The following is a 25,026-nucleotide window of genomic DNA, read 5'->3' on the forward strand; positions in this document are numbered from 1 at the left end:
CCGCCGACCTTAGCCCCGCTCCCCCGAGCGGTTACGCGCTCGGGCGCAGGTGCACCACGTCGCCGGCGGCGACGGCGCGGCGGGTGCCGGAGTCGTCCAGGATCAGCAGCCGGCCGTCGACGTCGACGTCCTCGGCGATGCCGGTGAGCACGGCGCCGCCGGGCAGCTCCACCCGGACGGGTGAGCCGAGGCTGGTGCAGGCGGCGCGGTAGTCGCCGCGAAGCACCTCGGGGTCGCCGCGCTGGGCGCGCCACCGCTCCTCGCGCTCGCCGAGCTTGCGCAGGAGCGTGAGCAGGACGGTCGAGCGGTCGAGGTCGGCGCCCTCCGCCGCCAGCGACGTGGCGGCCGGCTGACCCTCGGGGGCCGCGCCCACGTTCAGCCCGATCCCGATGACGACGGCGTTGCCGGTGGCCTCGGCCAGGATGCCGGCGACCTTGCGCGGCTCCGCCCCGGCGAGCAGGTCGTTGGGCCACTTCAGGCCGGCGGGCACGTCGGTCAGTTCCCGCACGGTGTCGAGCACGGCGAGCCCGGCCAGCAACGGCAGCCAGCCGTAGCGCGAGGCCGGCACCGCCGTGGGGCGCAGCAGCACGCTCACGGTGAGGCCCGCGCCGGGCGGCGACACCCACGAGCGGGCCAGCCGGCCCCGGCCGGCCTCCTGGTGCTCCGCGACGAGCACGCTGCGGTCGGGGGCGCCGGCGGCGGCCGCCGCGACCAGGTCGGCATTGGTCGAGCCGGTGCGCTCGACGATCTCGACGTGTGGCCACGCCCCGGCGAGCGCGGCCCGGATCGCGTCGCCGTCGAGGTGCGCCGCTGTCCGGTTCATGCCGGTGGACGCTACCGGCGGCATCCGTCCCCTGCCGGGCGAACCGCGGCATCTCCGCCGGACGGCTGAAGGTCCGCGCCGGACTGCATCGAGCATCCGTCCACCGTCGGCGCGGTGCCGTCCGCCGCATGGCCCCGGCCGGGCAGGGCGCCGGAAGAACAGCCGCTTCCGCTCGGGCGCCATCAGCCGGCCGGGCCCGTCGGCCGTCACGCAGGGTTGACGCGCACGAAACCCGACCGCCCCCGCCGCCGACGGACGATGCCAGCCATGACCCAGGAGATGACCCGGGAATCCGCCACCACGCAGGCGACCTCGGCCGCCACGCGCGAGACGCTCGAGGACTACACGCTCCGGTTCGCACCGCGCAGCTACCGGAAGTGGTCACCGGGAGTGGTCGGCGTGACCGCGCTCGGCGGCATCGCCTACCTGGCCGACTTCGCGATCGGCGCGAACATCGGCATCTCCTACGGCACGACGAACGCCCTCTGGGGGATCCTCGTCTTCGCCGTGGTCATCGTGCTGACCGGGCTGCCGGTCGCCTACTACGCCGCCCGCTACAACCTCGACCTCGACCTGATCACCCGGGGCAGCGGGTTCGGCTACTACGGCTCGGTGGTCACGAACGTCATCTTCGCGACGTTCACGTTCATCTTCTTCGCGCTCGAGGGCTCGATCATGGCGCAGGGGCTCCAGCTGGGGCTGGGCATCCCGCTGTGGCTCGGGTACGCCGCCTCGACGCTGATCATCTTCCCGCTCGTCGTCTACGGGATGACGCTGCTGTCGAAGCTGCAGCTGTGGACCACGCCGCTGTGGCTGGTCCTGATGGTCGCGCCGTTCGCGTACCTGCTGATCAGCCACCCCGACTCGGTGTCGGCGTTCTTCGCCTACCAGGGCGAGAACGGGCAGGGCGCACCCAACCTGGGCGCGGTGATGCTGGCCGCCGGGGTGTGCCTGTCGCTCATCGCGCAGATCGCCGAGCAGATCGACTACCTGCGGTTCATGCCGCCGAAGACGCCGGAGAACGCCCGCCGCTGGTGGACGTCCGTGCTGCTCGCCGGGCCCGGCTGGGTGATCTTCGGCGCGGTCAAGCAGGTGGTCGGGCTGTTCCTGGCGGTCTACATCATCGCGCACGTCGCCGACGGCGCCGCGATCGCGAACCAGCCGGTGCACCAGTTCCTGGAGATCTACCGCGACCTGCTGCCGCCGTGGCTCGCCATGACGCTCGCCGTCGTGCTCGTCGTCATCAGCCAGATCAAGATCAACGTGACGAACGCGTACTCCGGTTCGCTGGCCTGGACGAACTCGTTCACGCGCGTGACGAAGACCTACCCCGGCCGCCTGGTGTTCCTCGGCGTCAACCTGGCCATCGCGCTCGTGCTGATGGAGGCGAACATGTTCGACTTCCTCAACACGATCCTCGGCTTCTACGCCAACTGCGGCATGTCCTGGGTGGTCGTGGTGGCCACCGACATCGCGGTGAACAAGTACCTGCTGAAGCTGTCGCCGCTGCGCCCGGAGTTCCGCCGCGGGATGCTCTACGCGGTCAACCCGGTCGGGTTCGGCTCGATGCTCGTCTCGGCGGGGGTGTCGATCGCGGTGTTCTTCGGCGCGTTCGGCGCCGGGCTGCAGCCGTTCTCGCCGCTGGTCGCGATCGTGCTCGCGTTCGTGCTGCCACCCGTCCTCGCCCTCGCGACGCGCGGGCGCTGGTACCTGCGCCGGACCGACGACGGTCTGGACCTGCCCATGGACGACGAGCTGGGCAACCCGTCCGGCGCGGTGCTGCACTGCCACGTCTGCGACCAGGAGTACGAGCGGCCCGACGTCACCGCGTGCACCGCCCACGACGCCGTCGTCTGCTCGCTGTGCCTGTCCACCGACCGGACGAGCGAGCACGTCCTGCCCGCCACCTGATCGGCCGCCCCGCTCACCCTGCCGATGTTGTTGCAGGCGCGCATACTTTTCCCGTCGGACACCGCCGTCGACGAGCGGGAGGTTCGTCGTGGACCGCAGCGCCGCACCACGACCCGGCTGGGCACGCTTCGCCGCCCAGATCGTCCCGACCTGCGTGGTGCCCGACGCCGTCGCCTTCGCCGGCGTGGGGCTCTGGGCGCTGTCGGTGTGGCTCGTGGAGCTCGCGGTGCCGCAGGGCGCCACGGCGCGCGCGTTCGCGTTGCTGCTGTTCGGCGCGCTGACCATCGTGTGGATCGTCGGCGGCTGCCTCGCCGGAGCCGCGCTCTTCTACGCCTACGAGGAGGCCGCACCGCAGGTGTCGCCCGGTGTCGCGCTGCTCGGCGCCGTCGGGCAGCCCGCCGCGGTCGTGGCCTGGCAGGTGACCGGCTCGGCCGCGTGGCTGCTGCTGCTGGCGGTGCTGCCGATCCGGTTCGGGCTGGCCGCGGCGGGGGTCACCCTGTCCGCCCCGGGATCCGGCAGAGCCGCGCACGGCCGGTGATGTGGCCCGTTCCACGGCGCTGCGCCGGTCGGAGCAAGTTAGGGTCCGCCCATGAGTTCCGCCCTGGAGCCGGCCGCCGACGTGTCCGGAGCAGCCGCTGACGAACCTGACGTCCACACCACGGCCGGCAAGCTCGCCGACCTGTACCGGCGCATCGACGGCGCGATCCACGCCGGCAGCGAGGCCGCGGTGGAGCGGCAGCACGCCCGGGGGCGGCAGACCGCCCGGGAGCGCATCGACCAGCTCCTGGACCCGGGGTCGTTCGTGGAGCTCGACGCGCTGACCCGGCACCGTTCCACCAACTTCGGGATGGACGCCAAGCGCCCGTTCGGCGACGGCGTGGTCACCGGCACCGGCACGATCGACGGCCGACCGGTGGCCGTGTTCAGCCAGGACGCCACCGTGTTCGGCGGCGCGCTCGGCGAGGTCTACGGCGAGAAGATCGTCAAGGTGATGGACCTGGCCGTGAAGATCGGCTGCCCGGTCATCGGCATCAACGACGGCGGCGGTGCCCGCATCCAGGAGGGCGTGGTCGCGCTCGGCCTCTACGGCGACATCTTCATCCGCAACGTGCGCAGCTCCGGTGTGGTCCCGCAGATCTCGCTGATCATGGGCGCGTGCGCGGGCGGCGCGGTGTACTCCCCCGCGATCACCGACTTCACGGTGATGGTCGACCAGACCAGCCACATGTTCATCACCGGCCCGGACATCATCAAGACCGTCACGGGCGAGGAGGTCGACTTCGAGGAGCTCGGCGGCGGCCGGGCGCACAACACGAAGTCCGGGGTGGCGCACTACTTGGCCGACGACGAGGCCGACGCGTTCACCTACGTCAAGGAGCTGTTGGGCTACCTTCCGTCGAACAACCTGTCCGAGCCGCCGGTCTACCCCGCTCCCGAGCCCGTCGAGGGCGGCATCGTGGACGGGCTCACCGACTCCGACCTCGAGCTCGACTCGATCATCCCGGACTCGCCGAACACCCCGTACGACATCCGCGAGGTGATCACCCGGGTCGTCGACGACGGCGAGTTCCTCGAGGTCCACGAGCTGTTCGCGCCCAACATCGTGGTCGGCTACGCGCGGGTGGAGGGTCGCTCGGTCGGGGTCGTGGCGAACCAGCCCACGCAGTTCGCCGGCTGCCTCGACATCGATGCGTCGGAGAAGGCCGCGCGGTTCGTGCGCACCTGCGACGCGTTCAACATCCCCGTGCTCACGTTCGTCGACGTGCCGGGCTTCCTGCCGGGCACCGAGCAGGAGTGGAACGGCATCATCCGCCGCGGCGCCAAGCTGATCTACGCGTACGCGGAGGCGACCGTCCCGAAGGTCACCGTGATCACGCGCAAGGCGTACGGCGGCGCGTACGACGTGATGGGCTCCAAGCACCTGGGCGCCGACATCAACGTTGCGTGGCCGACCGCGCAGATCGCCGTCACCGGCGCGGCGGGCGCGGTCAGCATCCTCTACCGCAAGGAGCTGCAGGGCCTGGAGGGCGACGAGCTCGCCGCGCGCCGGGCGGAGCTGCAGCAGGAGTACGAGGACACGCTCGCCAACCCGTACATCGCCGCCGACCGCGGCTACATCGACGGCGTCATCCCGCCCTCGCACACCCGCGGCTACGTGGGCCGCGCGCTGCGCCTGCTGGCCACCAAGCGCGAGGCCGTGCCGCCGCGCAAGCACGGGAACATCCCGCTATGAGCCTCGAGGAGGCCACCCCCGAGGAGCGGCGCGCCCTCTTCCGGGTCGTCCGCGGCGGCCCGTCCGACGAGGAGCTGGCGGCGGTCGCGGTGGTGCTGGCGGCTGCGGCGAGCGCGTCCGGCGAGGAGCCCGCAGCGGCCGCCCCTGACCGGTGGTCGGACCCGTCGGTGCAGCACCGGGTCCCGCTCGTGCCGGGCCCGGGGGCCTGGCGCACCACGTACTGGCCCCGCTAGGTACGCGTCGAGAACGAACCTGTGGTGATCGACAAGGCTTGTTGATCACCACAGGTTCGTTCTCGACGGGGAGGTGGGCGGGCAACCTCAAGTCATCGTGAAGAAGCTCGACGGTGCGACGTGACCGCCCGCACACTCGGTTCGCGAACGAACTGCTCGCTCAGTCCACCGGGGGGAATGACGTCATGGGCATCGCGATCCTCATGATCATCGCTGCAGCGGCCGTAGGGGGTCTCGTCGTGTTCCGCGCCCTCGCGCGCAGCGCCGACGCCGCACCCCGCCACGGCTCCACGCACCACGGGTCCCTCTGGCTCGGCGCTGCGACGAGCTCGGGCAGCGCCGACTGGGGTGGCGGCTGGGGTGGCAGCGGGGGCGACGGTGGCGGGAGCTGCGGCGGCGGTGGCGGCGGCGGGTCGTGCTGAGCGTCGAGCTGCAGCCTCGGGTCGATCACTCCAGCAGTCGCGGGCGGGCCGACTGATGCTCACGCTGGTGGGGCTGCTCGTCGCCGTCGGCGTCGTGTTCGTGCTGGCCGCGGTGTTGACGGTCGCCGTCTTCGGCAGTGACCACGGTCGCCGCACCATCGTCGACGACGAGGACTGAGCTCCGGCGCGTCCGCCCTCCACCCGTGGGTTGAGCGCTGATCTCCACCCGCGATCCCGCTCCGGGCCGACGTGCCGGAGGGCTGCGCGGCCGACGATCCGTGCATGAGCCCGTTGAGCCTCCTCCTCACCCTCGCCGTCCTCGTCTGGGTGATGCGGCGCCAGTTCGTCGGCCGGTTCGTCTCGACCCGGCGGTCCCTCACGCTGCCCGTCGTGCTGGGTGTGTTCGGCGCGGTCACGGTCGCGCAGGCGCACGTGGAGTGGACGGCGGCGGCGCTAGCCTGGATCGCGATCGACACGGCGGTCACCGTTGTGCTGGGTGCCGTACGCGGCTGCGCGACCACGCTCACGCTGCGCGACGGCTACCTCTACCAGCGCGGCGGTGTCCCGACGCTCCTGCTGTGGCTGCTCTCGATCGGCGCCAGGGTGCTCGTCGCCGTGCTGGCGCACGGCACGTCGGCGGGGCCGGCGGTCGAGGCGTCGCTGCTGCTCACGTTCGGGATCAGCCTCGGCGTCCAGGCGCTGGTTCTGCTGGCGCGGGTGCGTGCCGACGGCCGCCCGGTCCACCCCGGCGTGGGTCGACGCGCCGAGCGGGCGCCGAGCACACTCTCCGGGTGACCGTCGATCCCGGCCCGCTCCGCACGGCGGCGAACCTGGTTTGGCTGCCGCTCGTGCTGCTCGGCACGGCGGTCGACGGGCCCTCGATCGCGCACGTGCCGGCGACGATCGCCGCCTGCGCCGTCGCGTCGATCGGCTGGATCGTGCTGGCCGTCCGGCGCGACGGGCCGCCGTGGCTGACCGTCGCGTGCGTGGCGGCGGTCGGGGCGGCGGGCGTCGCCGCGACCGTGGCGGTCGGGCACTGGTCGACCCCGATGTCGTTCTGCCTGTACGCCGTCGTCGTGGCGGCGGTGCGACTGCCGACGTGGTCGGCGCTGGTGACGCTCGCGACACTGACCGGGGGCCTGTGGCTGGCCCTGCTGGCGCTCGACCCGACCGAGCCCGTCGAGCTCGCGCTGGCCGGCACGGCGCTGGCCGCCGGGTTCCTGCTCGGGCTGGGGCGACGCCAGAGCCGCGAGCGGGCCGAGCAGCAGGAGCTGACACTGGCCTCCGCGGCGCGGGCGAACGAGGAGCACGCCCGGGCCGCCGCGCTGGCCGAACGCACCCGGATCGCGCGCGACGTGCACGACGTGCTCGCCCACTCGCTGTCCGCGCTGGCCGTCCAGCTCCAGGGGGCCCGGCTGATGCTGGAGCGCGACGGCGCGCCCGCCGACACCCGCGCCCAGGTGGAACGGGCGCAACGGCTGGCGCAGGACGGCCTCGCGGAGGCGCGGCGCGCGGTGACGGCGCTGCGCAGCGAACCGCCCGACCTCGCCGACGGGCTGCGCGCACTGGTGGCCGACACCCCGCACGCGTCCCTGGAGATCGACTCGCCGACCCCGCCGCTGTCCGCGCAGGCCCGCGAGACCGTCCTGCGCACCGCCCAGGAGGCGCTGTCGAACGTGCGCAAGCACGCCGCGGGGGCGCCGGTGGCGGTCCGCCTCCACCATGCCGACGGAGCCACGTCGCTCGAGGTCCACGACCTCGCCGGCGCGCCGGCGCCGCGCGATCCGTCGGGATGGGGGCTGGTCGGGATGCAGGAGCGGGCGGCGCTGGCGGGTGCCACGCTCGACGCCGGCCCCGTCGCGGACGGGTGGCGGGTGCGGCTGGTGCTGCCCGACGAGGTGAGCCGGTGAACGAGCTCGCGAGCGGGGCAGGGGCACGGCGCGAGCTGCGCGTCGTGCTCGTCGACGACCAGCGGATCGTCCGCGACGGGCTGGTGACCCTGCTCGGCCTGCTGCCGGGCATCACGGTGGTGGGCGCCGCGGCCGACGGGGCACAGGCCGTCGCGCTGGTGGCCGAGCAGGCGCCGGACGTGCTGCTCACCGACCTGCGCATGCCCGGCGTCGACGGGGTCGAGGTGACCCGCCGGGTGCGGGCCGACCATCCGGGCACCGCCGTCGTCGTCCTCACCACGTACGCCGACGACGGCGCGGTCGTGGGCGCACTGCGCGCGGGCGCGGTCGGCTGGCTCTCCAAGGACGCCGACGCCGAGGCGATCGGGCGGGCGCTGCGCTCGGCCGCCGACGGGCACTCCACGATCGACTCGGCGGCGCTGGCCAGGCTCGTCACTCCGGCCGCCGGACCGCCGGCCCAGCTGCCCGACGGGCTGACCGCGCGCGAGGCCGAGGTGTTGGGGCTGATCGCGGAGGGGCTGTCCAACGGCGAGATCGCGCGGAAGCTGGTGGTCAGCGAGGCCACGGTGAAGACGCACATCAACCACGTGTTCGCCAAGGCCGCGTTGCGCGACCGCGCGCAGGCCGTCGGCTACGCCTATCGGCACGGGCTCGCGTAGGAGGGTCCTGAACGACTGGGGCAGTCGCGCAGTAGGTCCCAGTCGTTCAGGGCGCTCCTGCCCCCTTCCGTAGGGTCGGCGCGTGCTCGTGGTGCTCGCCTCCGCCTCCCCCGCCCGCCTGTCCGTGCTGCGCGCCGCCGGCATCGACCCGGCCGTCGAGGTCGCCGATCTCGACGAGGACGCGCTGCTCGCAGCCATGCCGGACGCCGACGCCGGCGAGAAGGTCTCGGCGCTCGCCGCGGCGAAGGCCACGGCGGTGGCCGAGCGGATCGCGGCGGACCGGCCCGACGCGGTCGTCATCGGCTGCGACTCGATGCTGCTGATCGACGGCGCCCTCGTCGGCAAGCCGCACACCGCGGAGGTCGCGCGGAAGCGCTGGGCCGAGATGGCCGGCGGTACGGGCGAGCTGTACACGGGGCACGCCGTGCTCCGCCTCGCCGACGGGACGGTCGCGGCGTCGGCCGTCGAGCACGCCGTCACGCGCGTCCGGTTCGCGGTGCCGACACCGCAGGAGCTGGACGCCTACCTCGCCACCGGCGAGCCGCTCGCGGTGGCCGGCTCGTTCACGATCGACGGGCTGGGCGGCTGGTTCGTCGAGGGCCTGGACGGCGATCCGTCCAACGTGATCGGGTTGTCGCTGCCGCTCACCCGGAGGTTGCTGACCCGGGTCGGGATCACCGTCACGGACCTCTGGCGGGCATAGGGTGGCGGGCATGGATGCGAAGTTCGCCGACTACGCCCACCCGGACGCCCTGGTCGACACCGCGTGGCTCGCCGAGCACCTCGACGACGCGAACCTGGTCGTCGTCGAGTCGGACGAGGACGTGCTCCTCTACGACACCGGCCACATCCCGGGCGCGGTGAAGGTCGACTGGCACACCGAGCTGAACGACCCGGTCACCCGCGACTACGTCGACGGCGCCCGCTTCGCCGAGATCTGCGGGGAGCGCGGCATCGGCCGCGACACCACCGTCGTCTTCTACGGCGACCGCAACAACTGGTGGGCCACCTACGCGCTGTGGGTGTTCAGCCTGTTCGGGCACCAGGACGTGCGGATCCTGGACGGCGGCCGCGCCAAGTGGCTGGCCGAGGGCCGCGAGCTGACCACGGACCAGCCGAAGCCGACCCCGGTCGAGTACCCGGTCGTCGAGCGGGACGACGCGACGATCCGCGCGTTCAAGGACGACGTGCTCGCCCACCTGGGCAAGCCCCTGGTCGACGTCCGCTCGCCGGGCGAGTACTCGGGCGAGCTGCTGCACATGCCCGACTACCCGCAGGAGGGCGCGGTCCGCGGCGGGCACATCCCGGGCGCCGCGAGCGTGCCCTGGGCCCGCGCGGCCGCCGAGGACGCCACGTTCAAGCCGCGGGCCGAGCTGGAGGCCATCTACCTGCAGGAACAGGGCCTGAGCCCGGACGACGACGTGATCGCGTACTGCCGCATCGGCGAGCGCTCCAGCCACACCTGGTTCGTGCTCACCCACCTGCTCGGGTTCTCCCGCGTCCGCAACTACGACGGCAGCTGGACGGAGTGGGGCAACTCGGTGCGCGTGCCGATCGTGCAGGGCGCCGAGCGAGGCAGTGCATGAGCCTGCCGCCCCAGCTCGCCGAGCTGGTGGAGGACTTCGCCGACGTCGGCCCGAAGGACCGGCTGCAGCTGCTGCTGGAGCTGTCGATGGAGCTGCCCGACCTGCCTGAGCGCTACGCCGACGCGGCCGACTCCATGGAGCAGGTGCACGAGTGCCAGTCGCCGCTCTTCCTTGCCGTCGAGGTCGAGCCCGACGGCGACCGCCTCGTGCACCTGTTCTTCTCGGCGCCACCGGAGGCCCCGACCACGCGCGGGTTCGCCTCGATCATGCACACGGGCCTGGACGGCGAGCCGGCGCAGGCCGTGCTCGACGTGCCGGACGACTTCTACACCGCACTGGGCCTCGGGCAGGCGGTGAGCCCGCTGCGGCTGCGGGGCATGGCGGCGATGCTCGCGCGGATCAAGAACCAGGTCCGCAGGGCCACGACCACCTGAACGCCAACCTCAAGTCTGTGTGAAGAACGTTCCGTCCCACCCCGCACTGAGCCAAGACTGTGAATCAGCTCATACGGCTCGATGCAAGGGGGTGGAGGGCATGGCACTCGCGGCTGCAGGCGACACCTGGGGCATCGACGGCACGACCTTCCTCGGCGGCTACGCGGTCCTCGCGATCGCGGTGTTCGTCGCGGCGCAGGTCGCGCGACGGTCGCTGACCGATCCGACCCACAAGCGCCCCGCTCCCGACCTGACCGGTCGGCACAACGACATCGCCTACCTCAACGGCGGCGCCGACCTCGCCGTCTGCTCGGCGCTCTCGCGGCTGCGCCTTCAGGGCCTCGTGAGTGCCCGCAAGGGCACGATCACCGCCGTCGGCCGCCCGGCTCCGGGCAGTGGTCAGGGCAGCGACGAGCTCGAGCGCGCCATCGCCTTCGTGACGACGTCGCCGACGCCGCGGTCGCGGATCTCCTGGCAGCGCCCGGTCCGCTCGGCGCTCGACGGCATCGAGCGCCGGCTCGTGGCGGAGGGTCTGCTCCTGTCCGACGAGCAGCGCAACCGGGTCCGCCGGGTCGGCCTGTGGATGGTCGCGGTGGCCGGCCTCGGCCTCCTGCGGCTGCTCGCCGGGATCGCGGGCGCGAAGCCCGTCGGGTTCCTCGTCGTGGAGCTGCTGGTGGTCGCGGTGGTCGCCGTGGTGCAGCTGGTCCGCGCGCCGCGCCGGTCCCGGTCGGGCGACCGGGCCCTCGCCGCGCTGCGCGGCGAGTACGACCGGTACGCGCCGGCGCAGCGGCCCAACTGGACCGTGTACGGGCCGGAGGCCGCCGCGCTCGGCGTGGGGCTGTTCGGTGCCAGCGCGCTGTGGGCGTCCGACCCGGCCATGGCCGAGGAGTTCGCGGTGCAGCGGGCGGCGAGCGGATCGTCGTCGAGCGGCAGCAGCTGCGGCGGCGGGGACAGCGGAGGAGGCAGCAGCTGCGGTGGGGGCGGCGGCTGCGGCGGCGGAGGTTGCGGCGGCTGATGGTCCCGATCGTGGGCGCCGTTCCCGAACTGGCCGGCCTGGGAGTCGGCTGGCGGCCCGAGGTGTCCGGGTGGGTCGCCGACCGACCCGGGCTGGGGTTCTGCGAGGTCATCGCGGAATCTCTCGCTCCCGCAGTTCCACCTCGAGGGGTGGTGGAACTGCGGGAGCGCGGCGTCGCCGCGGTCCCGCACGGCATCCGGCTCTCGCTCGGCGGCACCGACCCGCTCGACCCCGCGAAGGTCACGCACCTCGCGGCCTGCGCCGCGGCGCTGCAGGCACCGGTGGCGAGCGAGCACATCGCGTTCTGCTCGGCCGGCGGTGTCTACTCCGGGCACATGCTGCCCGTACCGCGCACCCGCGCCGCGCTGGACGTGCTGGCCGCGAACGTGCACCGCACCCAGGCCGAGCTGGACGTCCCGCTGGCGCTGGAACCGATCGCGGCGTTCCTGGACTGGCCCGACGACGAGTTCACCGAGGCCGACTTCCTCACCGAGCTGGTCGAGCGGACCGGCGCCCTCCTCCTGCTCGACGTCGCGAACGTGTACGCGAACGCGATCAACCGCGGCCGCGACCCGCGGACCGCGCTGGACCGGATGCCGCTCTCGCGGATCGCCTACGTCCACGTCGCAGGCGGCGCCGAGCACGTCGACGACCCGGGCATCTACCACGACACGCACGTCGATCCCGTTCCCGCGCCGGTGCTCGCGCTGCTCACCGAACTGGTGGACCGCGTCGGCGGGGCTCCGCCGGTCATGCTCGAACGGGACGGGCGCTACCCCCCGGCCGCGGAGCTGTCGGCAGAGCTCGACGGCATCGCCGCTGCGGCCCGCCTGACCGCGACGGCACGGTGAGCGCGCGCCGACCCGCCGCCGAGCCGCCCGAGGACCGTCGCTCGCGGGCCGCGCTGGCCGCGCGGCAGGCCGAGCTGGTGGCCAGTCTCGTCGCAGGGGCACCGGACCCGGCCGGCTTCGATCCGGCCCGACTCGCCGCCACGCGCCGCGCGCTGCTGCGCAAACGCGCCGGCGAGGCCGGCCAGGCGTGGCCGATGCTCGCGAGGTCGCTCGGCCACGAGTGGCCCGTCCTGTTCGCATCGCTGCGATCGGGCCACGCGCCCGTCGGTGCTCTCCGCGACGGCTGGGACGTGGCGCTCGCCCTGCGCGCCGACGGCCGGCTCACCCCCGAGGCCGCCGCGGAGCTGGCCGCGCGGGAGGCCGAGCTGCGCTATGACGGGACCAGCTCGCCGACCCCGCGGCGGTGGCGTCGGTTACGCCGCCGGGTGTTCCGGTCCGGTCGTGCCTAAACTCCCGGTAACCATGCGCCGGGGCAGCGGGCCCCGGGCCGGCTGGGGCTGATCACGGGGAGGCCGACTGCTGTGGCGCGCTTGACGAAGATCCTGGTCGCGAACCGGGGAGAGATCGCCGTGCGGGTCATCCGGGCCTGTCGCGACGCCGGACTGACCAGCGTCGCCGTCTACGCGGACCCGGATCGGGACGCGCCCTTCGTCCGGCTCGCCGACGAGGCGTTCGCGCTGGACGGGACGACCGCGGCGGAGACCTACCTGAACATCGCCAAGGTCGTGGACACGGCCAAGCGCGCCGGCGCCGACGGCATCCACCCCGGCTACGGGTTCCTCTCGGAGAACGCCGACTTCGCCCAAGCCGTCATCGACGCCGGGATCACCTGGATCGGCCCGTCGCCGCAGTCGATCCGCGACCTCGGTGACAAGGTGACCGCCCGGCACATCGCGATGCGCGCGGGCGCACCGCTGGTGCCCGGCACCCCGGACCCGGTGTCGGGCGCGGACGAGGTGGTGGCCTTCGCGAAGGAGCACGGGCTGCCGGTGGCGATCAAGGCCGCGTTCGGCGGTGGCGGGCGCGGGATGAAGGTGGCCCGCGAGGAGAAGGACATCGTCGAGCTGTACGAGTCGGCGGTGCGCGAGGCGACGGCGGCGTTCGGGCGCGGCGAGTGCTTCGTCGAGCGGTACCTGGACAAGCCGCGCCACGTCGAGACGCAGGTGCTGGCCGACCAGCACGGCAACGTGATCGTGGTGGGCACGCGGGACTGCTCGCTGCAGCGCCGGTTCCAGAAGCTGGTCGAGGAGGCGCCGGCCCCGTTCCTCACCGACGAGCAGCGCGACACGCTCTACACGGCGTCGAAGGCGATCGTGAAGGAGGCCGGCTACTACGGCGCCGGCACCGTCGAGTTCCTGATCGGGCAGGACGGGCTGATCACCTTCCTCGAGGTGAACACCCGGCTGCAGGTGGAGCACCCCGTCTCGGAGGAGACCTCCGGCCTCGACCTGGTGCGGGAGATGTTCCGCATCGCCGAGGGCCAGACGCTCAACGTGCTCGACGACCCCACTCCGCGGGGGCACTCGATCGAGTTCCGCATCAACGGCGAGGACGCCGGCCGCGGGTTCCTGCCCGCCCCCGGCACCGTGTCCGCCATCGAGTTCCCGGCCGGGCCCGGCGTGCGGGTGGATGCCGGGGTCGAGGCCGGATCGGTGGTGGGCGGCCAGTTCGACTCGCTGCTGGCCAAGCTGATCGTCACCGGCTCCGACCGGGCCCAGGCGCTGGAGCGCTCGCGCCGGGCACTGGCGGAGTTCCAGGTCGAGGGCATGGCCACGGTGCTGCCGTTCCACCGGCTCGTCGTCTCCGACCCGGCGTTCGCCGCGACCGATGGCGACGCGTTCACCGTGCACACGCGGTGGATCGAGACCGAGTGGGACAACACCGTCGAGCCGTTCACCAACCCCGGCGACGTCGACGAAGAGCCGGCGGCGCGGCAGACCGTGGTCGTCGAGGTCGGTGGCCGCCGGCTGGAGGTGTCGCTGCCCGGTGACCTCGCCCTCGGTGGTGGCAGGGCCGCGCCCGCGGCGAAGAAGCCGCGCAAGCGCGGCGGCAGCCGGGGCGGCGGCGCGGTGTCCGGGGACGCGGTCACCGCACCCATGCAGGGCACCGTGATCAAGGTCGCGGTGTCCGACGGCGACACCGTCGAGGCCGGTCAGCTCATCGTCGTGCTCGAGGCGATGAAGATGGAGAACCCGGTCACCGCGCACAAGGCCGGCACCGTCACCGGCCTGACGGCGGAGCAGGGTGCCTCGGTCTCCCAGGGCACCGTCTTCTGCGAGATCAAGGACTAGAGACCGCGCCGGTCCAGCTGCGCCATCAGTGAGGTGCGCCGGCCGAAGCGGGTGCGGATCTCGGCCAGGTACTCCGCGAACTCGGCGCCCGCGCCGGCTGCGGCGTACAGGTCCCGCACCTGAGCGAGCATGGCGGCGATGCCGGGGTAGCGCTTGGTGTCGGCGATCCGCAGGTCCTCGTCGACGACCCTGCGGTACAGGTCGGCGGCCTCCCGCGGCATCGTCTCCGCTGACGCCTCGGCCAGCTGGCGCCACCGGTGGCCGGCCCCGTGCTGCTCGGCCGCGGCCCACGCCGCGGCCAGGTCGCCCTCGCCCAGCGCGATCTCGATGCGCGCCGGACCCCGGAACCAGGGCAGTGCTGCATCGGCCGCCGCGAGTGCCCACGCCCGCTCGTCGTCGCGGAGTCCGAACCGGTCGGCCATCCGCACCAGCGCGTCGTACGTGGTGTGGCCGGGCGAGTCGCGGAACTGGGCGCGGAGTACGTCGAGCGCGGCGCGACCGCGGCCCGCGTCCGCCAGCGTGGTCGCGACGTCCATGGCGTCGAGGACGTGGTCGCTGCGCAGCCGTCCCGAGACCCGTCCGGCACGCGCGGCCCGTTCCATCCAGTCGAGCACCTCGTCGTCCCGGCCGGCCTCCCGCAGCCGGCGCACCACCGCCGCGTACGCCGGCGGATCGTCGGCGGCGAGGATCGCGATGGCACCGTCGACGTCGCCCCGATGATCGGCCAGCTCGACGCGCATCCGGTCGACGTCCCGGCGCCGGTCGGCACCGGTGAGCTGCTCGACCCCGGCCTCGTAGACGGCGAGCGCCTCGGCGTCGAACGCTGCGGCGAAGTCGGCGAGCGGGGTCTGCAGCCAGGCGTGCCCAGCAGCGCGGAACTCGACGAGCCAGCGCGCGAGCTGTACCGCGTCCGGGTGTCCCTCCCTGCAGGAGCGCGCGTACAGGTCGGCGGCGCGCTGGCCGGCGGCCTGGAGCACGCCGGAGGAGTCGTCGGCCTGCTCGACGATCTGCACCAGCTCGGCGAGGGCGTGCCGCAGCGCCGGACGGACGGCGTCGGCCGCGCCGCCGTCGAGGTGGCCCTCCAGCTCGTCGAGGAGGTCCTGGGCGTCGTGGGCGACGTCGAAGGACCGGCGGTGGTCGACGAACCCGCGCGTGCTCAGCGCAGTGTCGACGGCGGCCACGAGTGCGTCCACGGTCTCGCCCGCACCTCCGCCGGCGCGGACGGCGACCATCCGCGCGACGGCCGGGTCACGGGCTGCGAGCTCGGCCACGATGTCGCGCAGATCCTCCACGCTCAGCCGGGCGAGCTGTGCCTCGACCGGGATCGCCTCCCGGCCGGCGAGCTCGGCGATCGCCGCCAGCCCGACGGCGACGGCGTGCCGGCAGAGCTCGCCCGCCGAGCAGGTGCATCGGCCGGACAACTCGGTGCCCGACCAGTCCAGCTCTGCGACGTGGACCCGCCGCGCCTGGACGCTGCCCTGTGCGGTCGAGCCGACGACGTGCAACCCGTGGACCCGCGCGACGGCATCCTCCCCGTGCCGGAAGACCCGATCGCCCGCCGCAGCGCGCAGCGCCTCCTCGGTGAGCATCGGTCTCAGCTGCTCACGAGGATCTCGGACAAGGCGCTGAGCAGGCCCGGGGGCACGCCGATCGCCTGCAGCTCGGCCAGCTTCCCGACCTCGTCCGCGCTCGACTCCAGCGCCCCCCACGCCCGCCACTTCAGCTCGTGGTCCCACTGCGCGGTGGAGAGCACGGCGTGCAGCCGGCGGGTCCGGTCCGCGGTGGCCGAGCGACGGGTGGCGCGGACGGTGAGCCGGAGCTCGGCGTCGCTCGGGACGTCCTCGACCGTGACCTGCCAGCCGAGCCCGGTGCGCTCGATCACCGCGCCGCTCCCCCCACCGACGACGCTCACCGAGTCCAGTGCCGAGAGACCGAGGAACGTGACCGTCCAGCTCCGCCGGGCGGGCACGACGGCGGGGTTCGACGCCGGCCCGATCGTCAGCACGTCGGCGGCGTCGTCCCAGGTCAGAGCGGTGCGGGAGGTCGGGATGTCGCGCACGGTGGTGCCGGTGCCGTCGTCCTCGACGAGCTCGCGGTGCCCGTCCGCGCCGGGGAGCAGGAGCAGCTCCAGCGCGTCGGGGTTGGTGTCCGTACGGGTGTCGGCCGACCTGGTCAGCGGCAGCACCGCGCCCGCCCTGAGCAGCGCCGGGATCGACCGTTCGTCGCGGTGCAGGGTGAGTTGCTCGCCGCCCGACCGGGCGCGGTAGACCACGCCCGTGGCGATGTCGCCCCACGTCCCCTCGGGCAGCCACGCGCGGGTCGCGCCCATCAGCGTGACCGGGTCGTCGGGGTCGGTGATCGGCGCGACGAGCAGCGAGTCGCCGAAGAGGAACTGGCGCGGCACGTCGTAGGCGACGGGAAGCTCGGGGTGGTCGTGGTACATCGGGCGCACCAGCGGGTCGCCGTGCGCCGCCCGGTGGTTCATGGAGTGCAGGTAGGGCACCAGCCGGTGGCGGAAGCGCAGCGCCTCGCCGATCACGTCGCGGGCCTGCCGCGGATAGGCCCACGGCTCCTTCTGCAGGAACGGGTTCGACGACGAGTGCAGCCGGTTGATCGGCGAGAACACGCCGAGCTGCATCCAGCGGGTGGTCAGCCGGTCGTCGCGCTCCCCGAACACGTGCCCGCCGACGTCGTGGCTCCACCAGCCGTACCCGATGTTGGCCGCGGTCGCGGTGAACTCCGGCTGGAACCGCAGCGAGTCCCACGTGATGAACGTGTCACCGGAGAACCCGACCGGGTAGCGGTGGCTGCCCGGGCCGGCAAACCGGGAGAAGGTCAGGCCGCGGCGCCCGTCCCGGCCCGAGTCGAGGAAGTGCAGGTGGTTCAGCATCCACAGCGGGTCGACGCCGGGCACCGACGAGAGGTGGCCCTGCTGCCAGTCCACCCACCAGAAGTCGACGCCCTGCGCCTCCAGCGGGTGGTGCAGGACGTCGAAGTACGCCTCCGCGAACCCCTCGTCGGCGATGTCGAAGGGGACGCCGAGATCAGCGGCCGGATCGACGCCCATCGCCTTGCACATGTCCGGGTAGGCGTCCTCGAAGGGCTGCACGCCCTCGTGCGGGTGCACGTTGAGCGTGACGCGCAGGCCCCGCCGGTGCAGCTCGCGCAGGAAGCCCTCCGGGTCGGGGAAGAGCGTCGGCTCCCAGGTGTAGCCGGTCCAGCCGGTGCCGTAGCGCTCCGGCACCGACGCCACGCGGTGCCAGTCCATGTCGAGCACGCCGACCGAGAACGGGACGCCCTCGGCGGCGAACCGGTCCATCAGCTCCAGGTACTCGTCCGCGCTGTAGGCGTGGTAGCGGCTCCACCAGTTCCCGAGCGCCCACCGCGGCAGCACCGGCTGTGCCCCGGACACCGCATACAGCGCGCGGATCGCGGCCGGGTAGTCGTGCCCGTAGGCGAACACGTAGACGTCGGCGCGGTCCTGGACCCGAGTGCCGATCCAGCCGTCCTCGGTGAACAGGAACGACGCCGAGTCGTCCACCACGGCGATCCCGTCGCGGGACACCACCCCGGGTTCGAGCGGGATGGCACCGTCGGCCCCGTCGAGGGTGCGGCCGGTCCCGCCCAGCGTCTCCGGGGTCGTCCCCCACCGCCACGTCGAGCGGTGGTCGGTGACCCGACCCCTGACCTGCACCGTCAGCCCGGCCGCGCTGAACGGCTGCAGGTCCCACGTCAGGTGCAGGCGCTCGGTGACGATCTCCAGCCGGGAGTCCGAGCGGTTGACCTCGAACTCCGGCGTGGGCAGGTCGCGGTGCACGGCGAACGTGGACGCGCGGTCCTCGAAGCCGCCGTCGGGGCTCCACTCCAGGCGCAGCAGTCCGTCGAGGAGCACGGTGATCCGCCAGTGGTCGCCGGCGAGGACGGACGCGGCCGGCGCGGCCGGTCGGGTGTCGGGCAGGGCGAAGCGGGCAGCAGGCACGCACCCGAGCTTGCCCGACGGAGCGTCAGCTCTTCAGCCAGGCCTCGAAGCCGGTCGCCGTCGTGATGTCCGGCTCGCCGGCCGGCACGAGCGACGCCGCCGCCACAAGTGTCCCGAAGTACTGCGCATCGGCGCTGGTCACGACGGTACGGCTGTCGCCGCGGGCGGCCAGGGTCGCCTCCACCAGCTCGGCCATCGGCCGGCGGTCGGGGCCGGCGATCTCCAGCGTTCCGTTCACGGGCGCCGACGTGGCGATCTCGACCAGCGCCGCGGACAGGTCCGCGGCGGCGACCGGCTGCAGCAGCGTCTCCGGCAGCGTGACGGTGTCGCCGTCGGTGGCCGTGTCGGCGATCGGCCCGAGGAACTCGAAGAACTGCGTCGCCCGCAGGATCGTGAACGGCACGCCGGACTCGCGCACCAGCTGTTCCTGGGCGACCTTCGCGCGCAGGTAGCCCGAGTCGGGCAGCCCGTCGGCACCGACGATCGACACGATGACGTGGTGCCCGACGCCGGCGGCGCGCTCCGCGGCCACCTGGTTCTCCGTCGACGTCGTGAAGAACCGCAGCACGTCGTCAGGCGCGAACGAGGGCGAGTTCGTCACGTCGACGACCGCCTGCGCCCCCTCCAGCACCTCGGCCAGCCCGGCCCCGGTGAGCGTGTCGACCCCCGTGGACGGGGCCGCCGCAACCGCCTCGTGCCCGGCGGCGCGCAGCCCGTCCACGAGCCCGCGACCGACCAGCCCGGTACCTCCGACGACGACGACCTTCATCCCGACCACTCCTCAGACTCGGACAACTTGTGTCCGAGACAATACCCGGATGACTTCTGTCCGAGTCAAGTAGGATGTGCCGATGAAGCTCTCGGGCGGCGTGGAGTGGGCACTGCACTGCTGCGTCGTGCTCACCGTGGCGGCCGAACCCGTTCCGGCCGCCCGGCTCGCCGAGCTGCACGACGTCTCGCCGACCTACCTGGCGAAGCAGCTCCAGGCCCTCTCCCGGGCCGGGCTGATCCGGTCGGCACAGGGCAAGGCCGGCGGCTACACGCTCACCCGCGCGCCCGCGTCGATCACGGTCCTGGACGTCGTGGAGGCCGTCGACGGCACGAGCGCCACGTTCACCTGCACGGAGATCCGCCAGCGGGGGCCGCTGGCCACCCCGCCCGAGCAGTGCACCGCGCCGTGCCCGATCGCCCGCGTGATGATCGAGGGCGACCGGGCGTGGCGGGCGTCGCTGCGCGGCGTCACGATCGCCGACCTCGCCGCCGACGTCGCGCGCACGTCGGGACCCGAGGCACTGCCGCGCGTCGCGGCGTGGATGGCCGGCGAGTGAGCGTCAGCTGCGGGCCGCGACCGGGGAGCGCCGCTCGAGGAGCGCGTCGACGCTGAACCGACCGGCGCCGACCGCACCGAGCACCAGGGCGAGCGCGAGGATCAGCCCGACGAGCTCCCAGCCGCCGCCGGCGACGAAGACACCGTTGCCGGCGTGCACGAACAGGAGTGCCCCGACCATGTCGAGGGCGACGAGCACGGCGACGATCGACGTCACGGCGCCGAGGAGGAGCAGCGCGCCACCGCCCAGCTCGACGACGGCGGCGTAGAGCGCGGCCGCCGGCGCGCCCGGGATGCCCATGTGCTCGAACGCCGCGGCGGTGCCGGCGATCCCGTTCTGCACGAACTTCTGCAGTCCGTGCGCGATCAGGACGACGCCGAGCACGACGCGCGCGAGGAGCAACGCGGCGTCCCGAACTGCGGGCGAGGGGGTGAAGGACATGGGCAACCTCCGGTCTGGGGAGCAGGTACGCGACCCAGCAAACCGGCGATCGGATGTGAACGCTCAACAAAGTGGCCGAGGTCATGCTGCGCCGAACGGCCGTTGACGACCCTCAGGGTGACAACTATGGTTTCCGGGCCAGGGTTTCCGCTGAAGCCCGCGCCGTGCTGAACAAGTACATAGCGGACAAGCAGTGAACCACCCGTGTGTGTTCGTCCACGGGGCCCGGCGCTCCGCCACGCGGCAGTCATCGCATGGACCGCGCCGCGGATCCGTTCACCACGCAGGCATCAGCCGCGCCGTGAACACGTCCCCATCACCATCGGCGACCAGGATCCGTCATGCCCCCCGCAGTATCTCAGGCAACAACCACGTCGTACGTGACCAGCCACATCCACGTCGACGGGCCGATCCCCGGCCCACATTCCCTGCTCACCGTCACCTCCGTCGCGCACACGGCGGACGGCGACCCGATCGGTACGTTCTCCACGAACGTACGGGAGCTGCCCGGTGCCAGCCTGCACCCCGACGCCCTCCGAGCCTGGAGGCGACGGGCCGACGACTGGCTCTGCACCCGCCGCGGCAGCCGCCCACCCGCCCAGGCGATGACCGCCTACGCCGGATGGATCTCCGATCTGCCCGGGGAGAAGGTCTTCGTCACCGACCCCGACGAACCCGACTACCTGTTCCTCCGCTGGTACCTCCAGCGCTTCGCCGGGCACTGGCCCTACGCCCGCACGAGCACCGAGGCACCAGCAGGCACGCTCGTCCCCACCGGGCTCTGCCCGCTCGGCGGCTGCAGGCTTCCTCAGCAGGCGCCGGCACTGGCCGGCACCGGTTAGGGACGCGACTCGACGGCCGGCGCGCCACCCGCGCGCCGGCCGTCGTCGTGCCACCATCTGCGCGTGATCTCCGACGACGAGCGGATCGCCCTCTTCCTCGACTACGAGAACCTCGCCATCGGCGCGCGCGACGGGCTCGGCGTGAGCCCGTTCGACTTCGGGCCGGTCGCCGACGCGCTCGCCGAACGCGGTCGCGTCGTGGCGCGCCGCGCCTACGCGGACTGGTCGGCGTTCGACCCCGACCGGCGGCTGCTCGCCCGCGCCCAGGTCGAGCTGATCGAGATCCCGCAGCGCCTCGGCGTCTCCCGCAAGAACGCCGCCGACATCAAGATGGCGGTCGACGCGATCGAGATGGCCTTCGAGCGCTCGTTCGTCACCACGTTCGCGATCGGTACCGGCGACTCCGACTTCACCCCGCTCGTGCACAAGCTGCGCGAGCTGGACAAGCGGGTGATCGGGATCGGCGTGCAGTCGTCGACGTCGCAGCTGCTACCGCCCGCGTGCGACGAGTTCCTGTTCTACGACCGGCTGCCCGGTGTCGAGCGCGCACCGGTGGAGCAGCCCGCCACTGCCGCACCCGTCGAGGCGCCGGAGGGCGATGTGGGCAAGCTCGTCGCGTCCACCCTGGCCGGACTGTCCCGGCACGCCGACGGGCCCGTGCTCGCGTCGCGGCTCAAGCGCGCGATCCTGCGCAAGGACCCCACGTTCGACGAGGCCGACCACGGCTTCCGCGCGTTCGGCGAGCTGCTGCGGCACCTCGCCGAGCAGCACATCGTCGCGCTCAGCACGGGCACCGGCCACGGCGATCCCGAAGTGTCGTTCCCCGCCGACAGCGGCGAGGACGAGGCGTTCCGGCTGCTCGTCGACGTGGTGCGCGACCTCGGCGGCACCCAGCTCTCGGGGCTCAAGGACCAGCTGCGCAAGCGCTCCCCCGGGTTCAGCGAGAAGCGGTACGGCTACAACACGTTCTCGGCGTTCGCGAAGGCGGCACAGGCCCGCGGCCTCGTCACGATGACGTTGGACGAGGCCACGGGCGACTACCGGTTGACCGTCAGCCCTTCGGGGCGGTGATCCCGCGGCCGGCCACCGCGCCGGCCACGCCCGCGACGATCGTCAGGCCGGCCAGCAGGATCGACACGACGCCCAGCCCCCCGATCAGCAGGCCGACGACGGCCGATGTGACGCCGACCGCGAGGCCGGTGCGGGCGATCGCCGCGCCACTGGAGTTGCGGCTCACGTAGCGGGCGACGCCGGCGGTCAGCAGCGGCGCGAGGACCCAGGTGAACGGGAGGAGGACGGCGACGACCTGCGCCCCGACCCCGGCGACGAGCACCGGAACGGCGGGCACCTGGGTCGCAGGCGTGCGGGAAGGGGCGGGCTGGATCGTCATGCCCCGAGCATGCGCCGCCGCAGGCACCGCGACCTCAGGGTTGCCCCGGACCGGACCCCTGGTACTGCATCGCGCCGACGGCGTTGCCGTCGGGGTCGGCGAGCCACACCAGCGTGCCGACGCCCTCGATCGCCGTCGGCTGCATCAGCACGCGACCACCGGCGACGACGGCCGACCGCATCGCCGCGCGCACGTCGTCGACGGCGAACGTGCACTCGAACCCGCGGGACGGTCCGTCGCCGAGGTCGCGCCCCTGCTGCAGCGCACCCTGCACGCCGTCGGGGCCGGAGTCGAGGTGGAAGAACCCCGGCGGCCCCCACGGCGTGCAGTGCAGGTCGAACACGGCGCCGTAGAAGCGGCGGGCGGCGTCGAGGTCGGTGGCGTTGATCGCGAAGTGGCGCAGCTCGGCGGGCATGGTGCTCAGGATGGCCGGTCTGGCACTGGCGCGCTGTCGCTGGTCCGGCGCAGACTGTCGCAGATGCGACAGCTGACGGACGACGACCTCGTGGCCCGCAGCTACGCCGTCACCCACCCGCCGGGCGCCGTGGTGCTGCCGGGTGCGTGGGGCTGGGATCAGCTGCTGCACGCGTCCAGCGGGGTGATGCGGGTCGAGGACGGCGGCAACGTGTGGGTCGTGCCGCCCGACCGCGCGTTGTGGCTGCACGACGGCGCGCGGCCGCGGATCGTCATGCAGGGCCGGGTCGCCGTCCGCACGCTGTACCTGCGCGCGACCGACGCGTTCACTCCCGGGCCGGTCGCGCTGGAGGTCTCACCCCTGCTGCACGAGCTGATCCTGCACGCCGTACGGCTCTGCCCGTTGGAGAGCGCAGAACCGGCCCACCGACGGATCGTCGACATGATCGGCGACCTGCTCGCCGTCGCGCCGGAGGCCCCCGTCGGGCTCCCGCGACCGCGTGACCCGCGCGCCGCGCGGCTCGCCGACGCGCTCGCCGCCGACCCCGGTGCGGACCGCTCGCTCGACCGGCTCGCCGAGGCGGCCGGGGCGAGCCTGCGCACGATGGAGCGGATCTTCGCCGCCGAGACCGGCGTCGGCATCGCGCAGTGGCGGCAACGGCTCCGACTGGTCCACGCGCTGGAGATGCTCGGCGCCGGCGTGCCCGTCACCGAGGTCGCCGCGGCGGTCGGCTACGCCACGCCCAGCGCGTTCACCGCCATGTTCCGGGCGCAGCTGGGCGCGCCGCCCACCCGGTACCTGCGGCTGCGAGACTGACCCGCATGCGGCTGACGCCCGGCGCCAACCTGCCCGTCCCGACGGTCCCGGTGCGCGCCGTGCTGAGCCGTGGGGCAGGGCCCGACATCGACGTGTCGGCGCTGCTGCTCGGCGCGTCCGGGACTGTTCGCGACGACGCCGACCTCGTGTTCTACAACCAGCCCCGGCACCTGTCCGGGGCCGTCCGGCTCGACGGCGGGGAGATCGAGGTCGACCTGGCCGGCGTCGAGCCGGAGATCGAGCGGATCGTGCTGGCCGCCTCCGCGGACGAGGGCACGTTCGGGCAGGTCGAGGGGCTCGTCCTGCAGCTCACCGGCCTTGACGGCGCCCCCCTCGCCGAGTTCGGGATGAGCGCGACCACCGAGACCGCGCTCATCGCCGGGGAGCTGTACCGGCGGGGCGACGGCTGGAAGTTCCGCGCGGTCGGGCAGGGCTACGACTCCGGGCTCGCCGGGCTCGCCACTGACTTCGGCATCGCGGTCGACGAGGAGCCCGCACCACCACCCGCCGCACCACCGGCACCCGCCACACCGCCCTCACCGGCCGCGCCATCGGAACCTGCCGCGCCACCCCCACCTGCCGCATCACCCCCACCTGCCGCTCCTCCGCCTGCCGCTCCACCCCCACCTGCCGCGCCGCCTCCACCCGCCGCGCCGCCTCCACCTGCGGCGCCTCCGGAACCTGCCGCGCCACCCTCACCTGCCGGACCGCCGCCGCCCACCGCTCCGGACTTCTCGGAGTGGCCCGCCCACCTCGCGCCGCTCCCGTTCGCCCAGCAGGAGGCGCCGGTCGACCCACGGCTGGAGGGACGGAAGGCGCTGGTCGCGGCCACGCTGGCGCGCAACGGTGCCCCGGACGCGCGGGCGCGGGTCGTGCTCGTGCTCGACGCGTCGGGGTCGATGTCCGTCGCCTACCTCGACGGGGTGGTGGCCAGGATCGTGGAGCGGGTCGCGCCGATCGCGGCGCAGCTGGACATCGGTGTGCTGTCCGTGTGGAAGTTCGCCGACACGGCCGCGCGCCTGCCCGACCTGCACGTCGACCAGCTCGCCAACTGGCTCGGCGGGCTGGACTACCACGGCGTCGGGCTGCAGAACGACGAGCCGGCAGCCATCGAGGCCGTGCTGGAGCACGTCGGCGCGCAGACCGACCCGACGCTCGTGCTCTTCTTCGCCGACGGTGACGTGCGGCGCAGCACCCGGACCAGCGCGCTGCTGCGCGCGGCCGCAGCGAAACCGGTGTTCTGGCAGTTCGTCGGGCTCGGCCCGGCCGACTTCACGCGGTTCGAGAAGCTCGACCGGATGTGGCTGCGCAAGGTCGACAACTGCGGGTTCGCCGCCGTCCGCGAACCCGACCGGATCCCCGACGGCCGCTTCTACGACCTCCTGCTGGCCGAGTTCCCGCGCTGGCTCGCCGCCGCGCGGGCGAAGGGGATCCTGACCCGTTAGTC

The 25,026-nt window shown here is 73.5% G+C and carries 28 protein-coding genes; 21 read left to right on the forward strand and 7 right to left on the reverse strand.

Annotated elements, in window-relative coordinates:
• Window positions 1-31 precede the first annotated feature (31 nt).
• Window positions 32-823: a biotin--[acetyl-CoA-carboxylase] ligase gene (locus tag ACQEVB_RS02695; protein WP_432964403.1), complete on the reverse strand. Its 792-nt coding sequence runs from the start codon at window positions 821-823 to the stop codon at window positions 32-34.
• A 267-nt stretch (window positions 824-1,090) separates the two neighbouring features.
• Here ACQEVB_RS02695 and ACQEVB_RS02700 point away from each other — a divergent pair, with 267 nt between their 5' ends.
• The 16 genes from ACQEVB_RS02700 to ACQEVB_RS02775 all read left to right on the forward strand — a co-directional run bounded on the left by ACQEVB_RS02700 (window position 1,091) and on the right by ACQEVB_RS02775 (window position 14,368).
• A complete protein-coding gene (locus tag ACQEVB_RS02700) occupies window positions 1,091-2,734 on the forward strand; it encodes a purine-cytosine permease family protein (protein ID WP_432964406.1) in 1,644 nt (547 codons plus the stop codon).
• A gap of 88 nt (window positions 2,735-2,822) precedes the next feature.
• Window positions 2,823-3,272, forward strand: coding sequence for a hypothetical protein (locus tag ACQEVB_RS02705; protein WP_432964409.1), 450 nt, complete (start codon window positions 2,823-2,825; stop codon window positions 3,270-3,272).
• A 51-nt stretch (window positions 3,273-3,323) separates the two neighbouring features.
• Window positions 3,324-4,967, forward strand: coding sequence for an acyl-CoA carboxylase subunit beta (locus ACQEVB_RS02710; protein ID WP_432964412.1), 1,644 nt, complete (start codon window positions 3,324-3,326; stop codon window positions 4,965-4,967).
• Window positions 4,964-5,200 (forward strand): acyl-CoA carboxylase subunit epsilon, encoded by a 237-nt coding sequence (locus ACQEVB_RS02715; RefSeq protein ID WP_432964415.1) that lies wholly within the window; start codon window positions 4,964-4,966, stop codon window positions 5,198-5,200. The genes ACQEVB_RS02710 and ACQEVB_RS02715 overlap by 4 nt, the downstream gene beginning before the upstream one ends.
• A gap of 185 nt (window positions 5,201-5,385) precedes the next feature.
• Window positions 5,386-5,622, forward strand: a complete 237-nt coding sequence (locus ACQEVB_RS02720; protein ID WP_432964418.1) for a hypothetical protein — start codon at window positions 5,386-5,388, stop codon at window positions 5,620-5,622.
• A 55-nt stretch (window positions 5,623-5,677) separates the two neighbouring features.
• Window positions 5,678-5,800 (forward strand): hypothetical protein, encoded by a 123-nt coding sequence (locus ACQEVB_RS02725; protein ID WP_432964421.1) that lies wholly within the window; start codon window positions 5,678-5,680, stop codon window positions 5,798-5,800.
• A gap of 104 nt (window positions 5,801-5,904) precedes the next feature.
• Window positions 5,905-6,417 carry a hypothetical protein gene (locus ACQEVB_RS02730; RefSeq protein ID WP_432964424.1) on the forward strand — a complete coding sequence of 171 codons (513 nt, stop codon included), beginning with the start codon at window positions 5,905-5,907 and terminating at the stop codon, window positions 6,415-6,417.
• On the forward strand, window positions 6,414-7,532 hold the full coding sequence (locus ACQEVB_RS02735) for a sensor histidine kinase (protein ID WP_432964427.1): 1,119 nt from the start codon (window positions 6,414-6,416) through the stop codon (window positions 7,530-7,532). The genes ACQEVB_RS02730 and ACQEVB_RS02735 overlap by 4 nt, the downstream gene beginning before the upstream one ends.
• A complete protein-coding gene (locus ACQEVB_RS02740; RefSeq protein WP_432964430.1) occupies window positions 7,529-8,191 on the forward strand; it encodes a response regulator in 663 nt (220 codons plus the stop codon). The genes ACQEVB_RS02735 and ACQEVB_RS02740 overlap by 4 nt, the downstream gene beginning before the upstream one ends.
• Before the next feature lie 82 nt (window positions 8,192-8,273).
• The gene (locus tag ACQEVB_RS02745) at window positions 8,274-8,894 is read left to right on the forward strand and encodes a Maf family protein (RefSeq protein ID WP_432964433.1); all 621 of its coding nucleotides are present in this window, start codon (window positions 8,274-8,276) and stop codon (window positions 8,892-8,894) included.
• 10 nt (window positions 8,895-8,904) lie between these two features.
• Window positions 8,905-9,777 (forward strand): sulfurtransferase, encoded by an 873-nt coding sequence (locus ACQEVB_RS02750; protein ID WP_432964436.1) that lies wholly within the window; start codon window positions 8,905-8,907, stop codon window positions 9,775-9,777.
• On the forward strand, window positions 9,774-10,211 hold the full coding sequence (locus ACQEVB_RS02755) for a SufE family protein (protein WP_432964439.1): 438 nt from the start codon (window positions 9,774-9,776) through the stop codon (window positions 10,209-10,211). Before ACQEVB_RS02750 ends, ACQEVB_RS02755 begins: the two co-directional genes overlap by 4 nt.
• 100 nt (window positions 10,212-10,311) lie before the next feature.
• The gene (locus ACQEVB_RS02760) at window positions 10,312-11,226 is read left to right on the forward strand and encodes a TIGR04222 domain-containing membrane protein (protein ID WP_432964442.1); all 915 of its coding nucleotides are present in this window, start codon (window positions 10,312-10,314) and stop codon (window positions 11,224-11,226) included.
• Window positions 11,226-12,077: a DUF692 domain-containing protein gene (locus ACQEVB_RS02765; RefSeq protein WP_432964444.1), complete on the forward strand. Its 852-nt coding sequence runs from the start codon at window positions 11,226-11,228 to the stop codon at window positions 12,075-12,077. Before ACQEVB_RS02760 ends, ACQEVB_RS02765 begins: the two co-directional genes overlap by 1 nt.
• The gene (locus tag ACQEVB_RS02770; protein WP_432964447.1) at window positions 12,074-12,526 is read left to right on the forward strand and encodes a hypothetical protein; all 453 of its coding nucleotides are present in this window, start codon (window positions 12,074-12,076) and stop codon (window positions 12,524-12,526) included. The genes ACQEVB_RS02765 and ACQEVB_RS02770 overlap by 4 nt, the downstream gene beginning before the upstream one ends.
• A 72-nt stretch (window positions 12,527-12,598) precedes the next feature.
• Window positions 12,599-14,368: an acetyl/propionyl/methylcrotonyl-CoA carboxylase subunit alpha gene (locus tag ACQEVB_RS02775; protein WP_432964450.1), complete on the forward strand. Its 1,770-nt coding sequence runs from the start codon at window positions 12,599-12,601 to the stop codon at window positions 14,366-14,368.
• Here ACQEVB_RS02775 and ACQEVB_RS02780 read toward each other — a convergent pair.
• From ACQEVB_RS02780 to ACQEVB_RS02790, 3 genes are read right to left on the reverse strand one after another with little or no spacing between them, the layout of a single operon-like run.
• Window positions 14,365-15,957 carry an SWIM zinc finger family protein gene (locus ACQEVB_RS02780; RefSeq protein WP_432964453.1) on the reverse strand — a complete coding sequence of 531 codons (1,593 nt, stop codon included), beginning with the start codon at window positions 15,955-15,957 and terminating at the stop codon, window positions 14,365-14,367. The genes ACQEVB_RS02775 and ACQEVB_RS02780 overlap by 4 nt on opposite strands.
• A 5-nt stretch (window positions 15,958-15,962) precedes the next feature.
• Window positions 15,963-18,347 (reverse strand): TIM-barrel domain-containing protein, encoded by a 2,385-nt coding sequence (locus tag ACQEVB_RS02785; RefSeq protein ID WP_432964456.1) that lies wholly within the window; start codon window positions 18,345-18,347, stop codon window positions 15,963-15,965.
• Between the two features lie 25 nt (window positions 18,348-18,372).
• Complete coding sequence (locus ACQEVB_RS02790) at window positions 18,373-19,116, reverse strand: SDR family oxidoreductase (RefSeq protein WP_432964459.1); 744 nt, start codon at window positions 19,114-19,116, stop codon at window positions 18,373-18,375.
• Window positions 19,117-19,198: 82 nt separating this feature from the next.
• On the opposite strand from ACQEVB_RS02790, the gene ACQEVB_RS02795 reads away from it, so the two are divergent.
• Window positions 19,199-19,675 carry an RrF2 family transcriptional regulator gene (locus ACQEVB_RS02795; protein ID WP_432964462.1) on the forward strand — a complete coding sequence of 159 codons (477 nt, stop codon included), beginning with the start codon at window positions 19,199-19,201 and terminating at the stop codon, window positions 19,673-19,675.
• Between the two features lie 3 nt (window positions 19,676-19,678).
• On the opposite strand, the gene ACQEVB_RS02800 is transcribed toward ACQEVB_RS02795, so the two are convergent.
• Window positions 19,679-20,116, reverse strand: a complete 438-nt coding sequence (locus tag ACQEVB_RS02800) for a DoxX family protein (RefSeq protein WP_432964465.1) — start codon at window positions 20,114-20,116, stop codon at window positions 19,679-19,681.
• 380 nt (window positions 20,117-20,496) lie between these two features.
• On the opposite strand from ACQEVB_RS02800, the gene ACQEVB_RS02805 reads away from it, so the two are divergent.
• Entirely contained in the window at window positions 20,497-20,958 is a 462-nt protein-coding gene (locus ACQEVB_RS02805; protein WP_432964468.1) for a hypothetical protein, read from the forward strand.
• Window positions 20,959-21,021: 63 nt separating this feature from the next.
• Complete coding sequence (locus ACQEVB_RS02810) at window positions 21,022-22,029, forward strand: NYN domain-containing protein (RefSeq protein ID WP_432964471.1); 1,008 nt, start codon at window positions 21,022-21,024, stop codon at window positions 22,027-22,029.
• Here the strand turns inward: ACQEVB_RS02810 and ACQEVB_RS02815 are convergent.
• Both ACQEVB_RS02815 and ACQEVB_RS02820 read right to left on the reverse strand, forming a co-directional pair.
• Entirely contained in the window at window positions 22,010-22,348 is a 339-nt protein-coding gene (locus ACQEVB_RS02815; protein WP_432964474.1) for a hypothetical protein, read from the reverse strand. The genes ACQEVB_RS02810 and ACQEVB_RS02815 overlap by 20 nt on opposite strands.
• Window positions 22,349-22,382: 34 nt before the next feature.
• Window positions 22,383-22,763, reverse strand: coding sequence for a VOC family protein (locus tag ACQEVB_RS02820; protein ID WP_432964477.1), 381 nt, complete (start codon window positions 22,761-22,763; stop codon window positions 22,383-22,385).
• Window positions 22,764-22,826: 63 nt separating this feature from the next.
• Between ACQEVB_RS02820 and ACQEVB_RS02825 the strand changes: the two genes are divergently transcribed.
• Window positions 22,827-23,579 carry an AraC family transcriptional regulator gene (locus ACQEVB_RS02825; protein ID WP_432964480.1) on the forward strand — a complete coding sequence of 251 codons (753 nt, stop codon included), beginning with the start codon at window positions 22,827-22,829 and terminating at the stop codon, window positions 23,577-23,579.
• A gap of 5 nt (window positions 23,580-23,584) precedes the next feature.
• Window positions 23,585-25,024: a VWA domain-containing protein gene (locus ACQEVB_RS02830; RefSeq protein WP_432964483.1), complete on the forward strand. Its 1,440-nt coding sequence runs from the start codon at window positions 23,585-23,587 to the stop codon at window positions 25,022-25,024.
• Window positions 25,025-25,026: the final 2 nt, after the last annotated feature.

The sequence above is a fragment of the Pseudonocardia sp. CA-107938 genome, assembly GCF_050936315.1.
Taxonomy (GTDB): domain Bacteria; phylum Actinomycetota; class Actinomycetes; order Mycobacteriales; family Pseudonocardiaceae; genus Pseudonocardia.

Excerpts from the sequence above, each read along its gene's own strand:
- ACQEVB_RS02755 (WP_432964439.1), top strand. The coding sequence starts at position 9,774 with ATGAGCCTGCCGCCCCAGCTCGCCGAGCTGGTGGAGGACTTCGCCGAC.
- ACQEVB_RS02780 (WP_432964453.1), bottom strand. The coding sequence starts at position 15,957 with ATGCTCACCGAGGAGGCGCTGCGCGCTGCGGCGGGCGATCGGGTCTTC.
- ACQEVB_RS02725 (WP_432964421.1), top strand. The coding sequence starts at position 5,678 with ATGCTCACGCTGGTGGGGCTGCTCGTCGCCGTCGGCGTCGTGTTCGTG.
- ACQEVB_RS02730 (WP_432964424.1), top strand. The coding sequence starts at position 5,905 with ATGAGCCCGTTGAGCCTCCTCCTCACCCTCGCCGTCCTCGTCTGGGTG.
- ACQEVB_RS02750 (WP_432964436.1), top strand. The coding sequence starts at position 8,905 with ATGGATGCGAAGTTCGCCGACTACGCCCACCCGGACGCCCTGGTCGAC.
- ACQEVB_RS02720 (WP_432964418.1), top strand. The coding sequence starts at position 5,386 with ATGGGCATCGCGATCCTCATGATCATCGCTGCAGCGGCCGTAGGGGGT.
- ACQEVB_RS02795 (WP_432964462.1), top strand. The coding sequence starts at position 19,199 with ATGAAGCTCTCGGGCGGCGTGGAGTGGGCACTGCACTGCTGCGTCGTG.
- ACQEVB_RS02765 (WP_432964444.1), top strand. The coding sequence starts at position 11,226 with ATGGTCCCGATCGTGGGCGCCGTTCCCGAACTGGCCGGCCTGGGAGTC.
- ACQEVB_RS02820 (WP_432964477.1), bottom strand. The coding sequence starts at position 22,763 with ATGCCCGCCGAGCTGCGCCACTTCGCGATCAACGCCACCGACCTCGAC.
- ACQEVB_RS02790 (WP_432964459.1), bottom strand. The coding sequence starts at position 19,116 with ATGAAGGTCGTCGTCGTCGGAGGTACCGGGCTGGTCGGTCGCGGGCTC.
- ACQEVB_RS02800 (WP_432964465.1), bottom strand. The coding sequence starts at position 20,116 with ATGTCCTTCACCCCCTCGCCCGCAGTTCGGGACGCCGCGTTGCTCCTC.
- ACQEVB_RS02695 (WP_432964403.1), bottom strand. The coding sequence starts at position 823 with ATGAACCGGACAGCGGCGCACCTCGACGGCGACGCGATCCGGGCCGCG.
- ACQEVB_RS02825 (WP_432964480.1), top strand. The coding sequence starts at position 22,827 with ATGCGACAGCTGACGGACGACGACCTCGTGGCCCGCAGCTACGCCGTC.
- ACQEVB_RS02815 (WP_432964474.1), bottom strand. The coding sequence starts at position 22,348 with ATGACGATCCAGCCCGCCCCTTCCCGCACGCCTGCGACCCAGGTGCCC.
- ACQEVB_RS02760 (WP_432964442.1), top strand. The coding sequence starts at position 10,312 with ATGGCACTCGCGGCTGCAGGCGACACCTGGGGCATCGACGGCACGACC.
- ACQEVB_RS02710 (WP_432964412.1), top strand. The coding sequence starts at position 3,324 with ATGAGTTCCGCCCTGGAGCCGGCCGCCGACGTGTCCGGAGCAGCCGCT.
- ACQEVB_RS02830 (WP_432964483.1), top strand. The coding sequence starts at position 23,585 with ATGCGGCTGACGCCCGGCGCCAACCTGCCCGTCCCGACGGTCCCGGTG.
- ACQEVB_RS02700 (WP_432964406.1), top strand. The coding sequence starts at position 1,091 with ATGACCCAGGAGATGACCCGGGAATCCGCCACCACGCAGGCGACCTCG.
- ACQEVB_RS02715 (WP_432964415.1), top strand. The coding sequence starts at position 4,964 with ATGAGCCTCGAGGAGGCCACCCCCGAGGAGCGGCGCGCCCTCTTCCGG.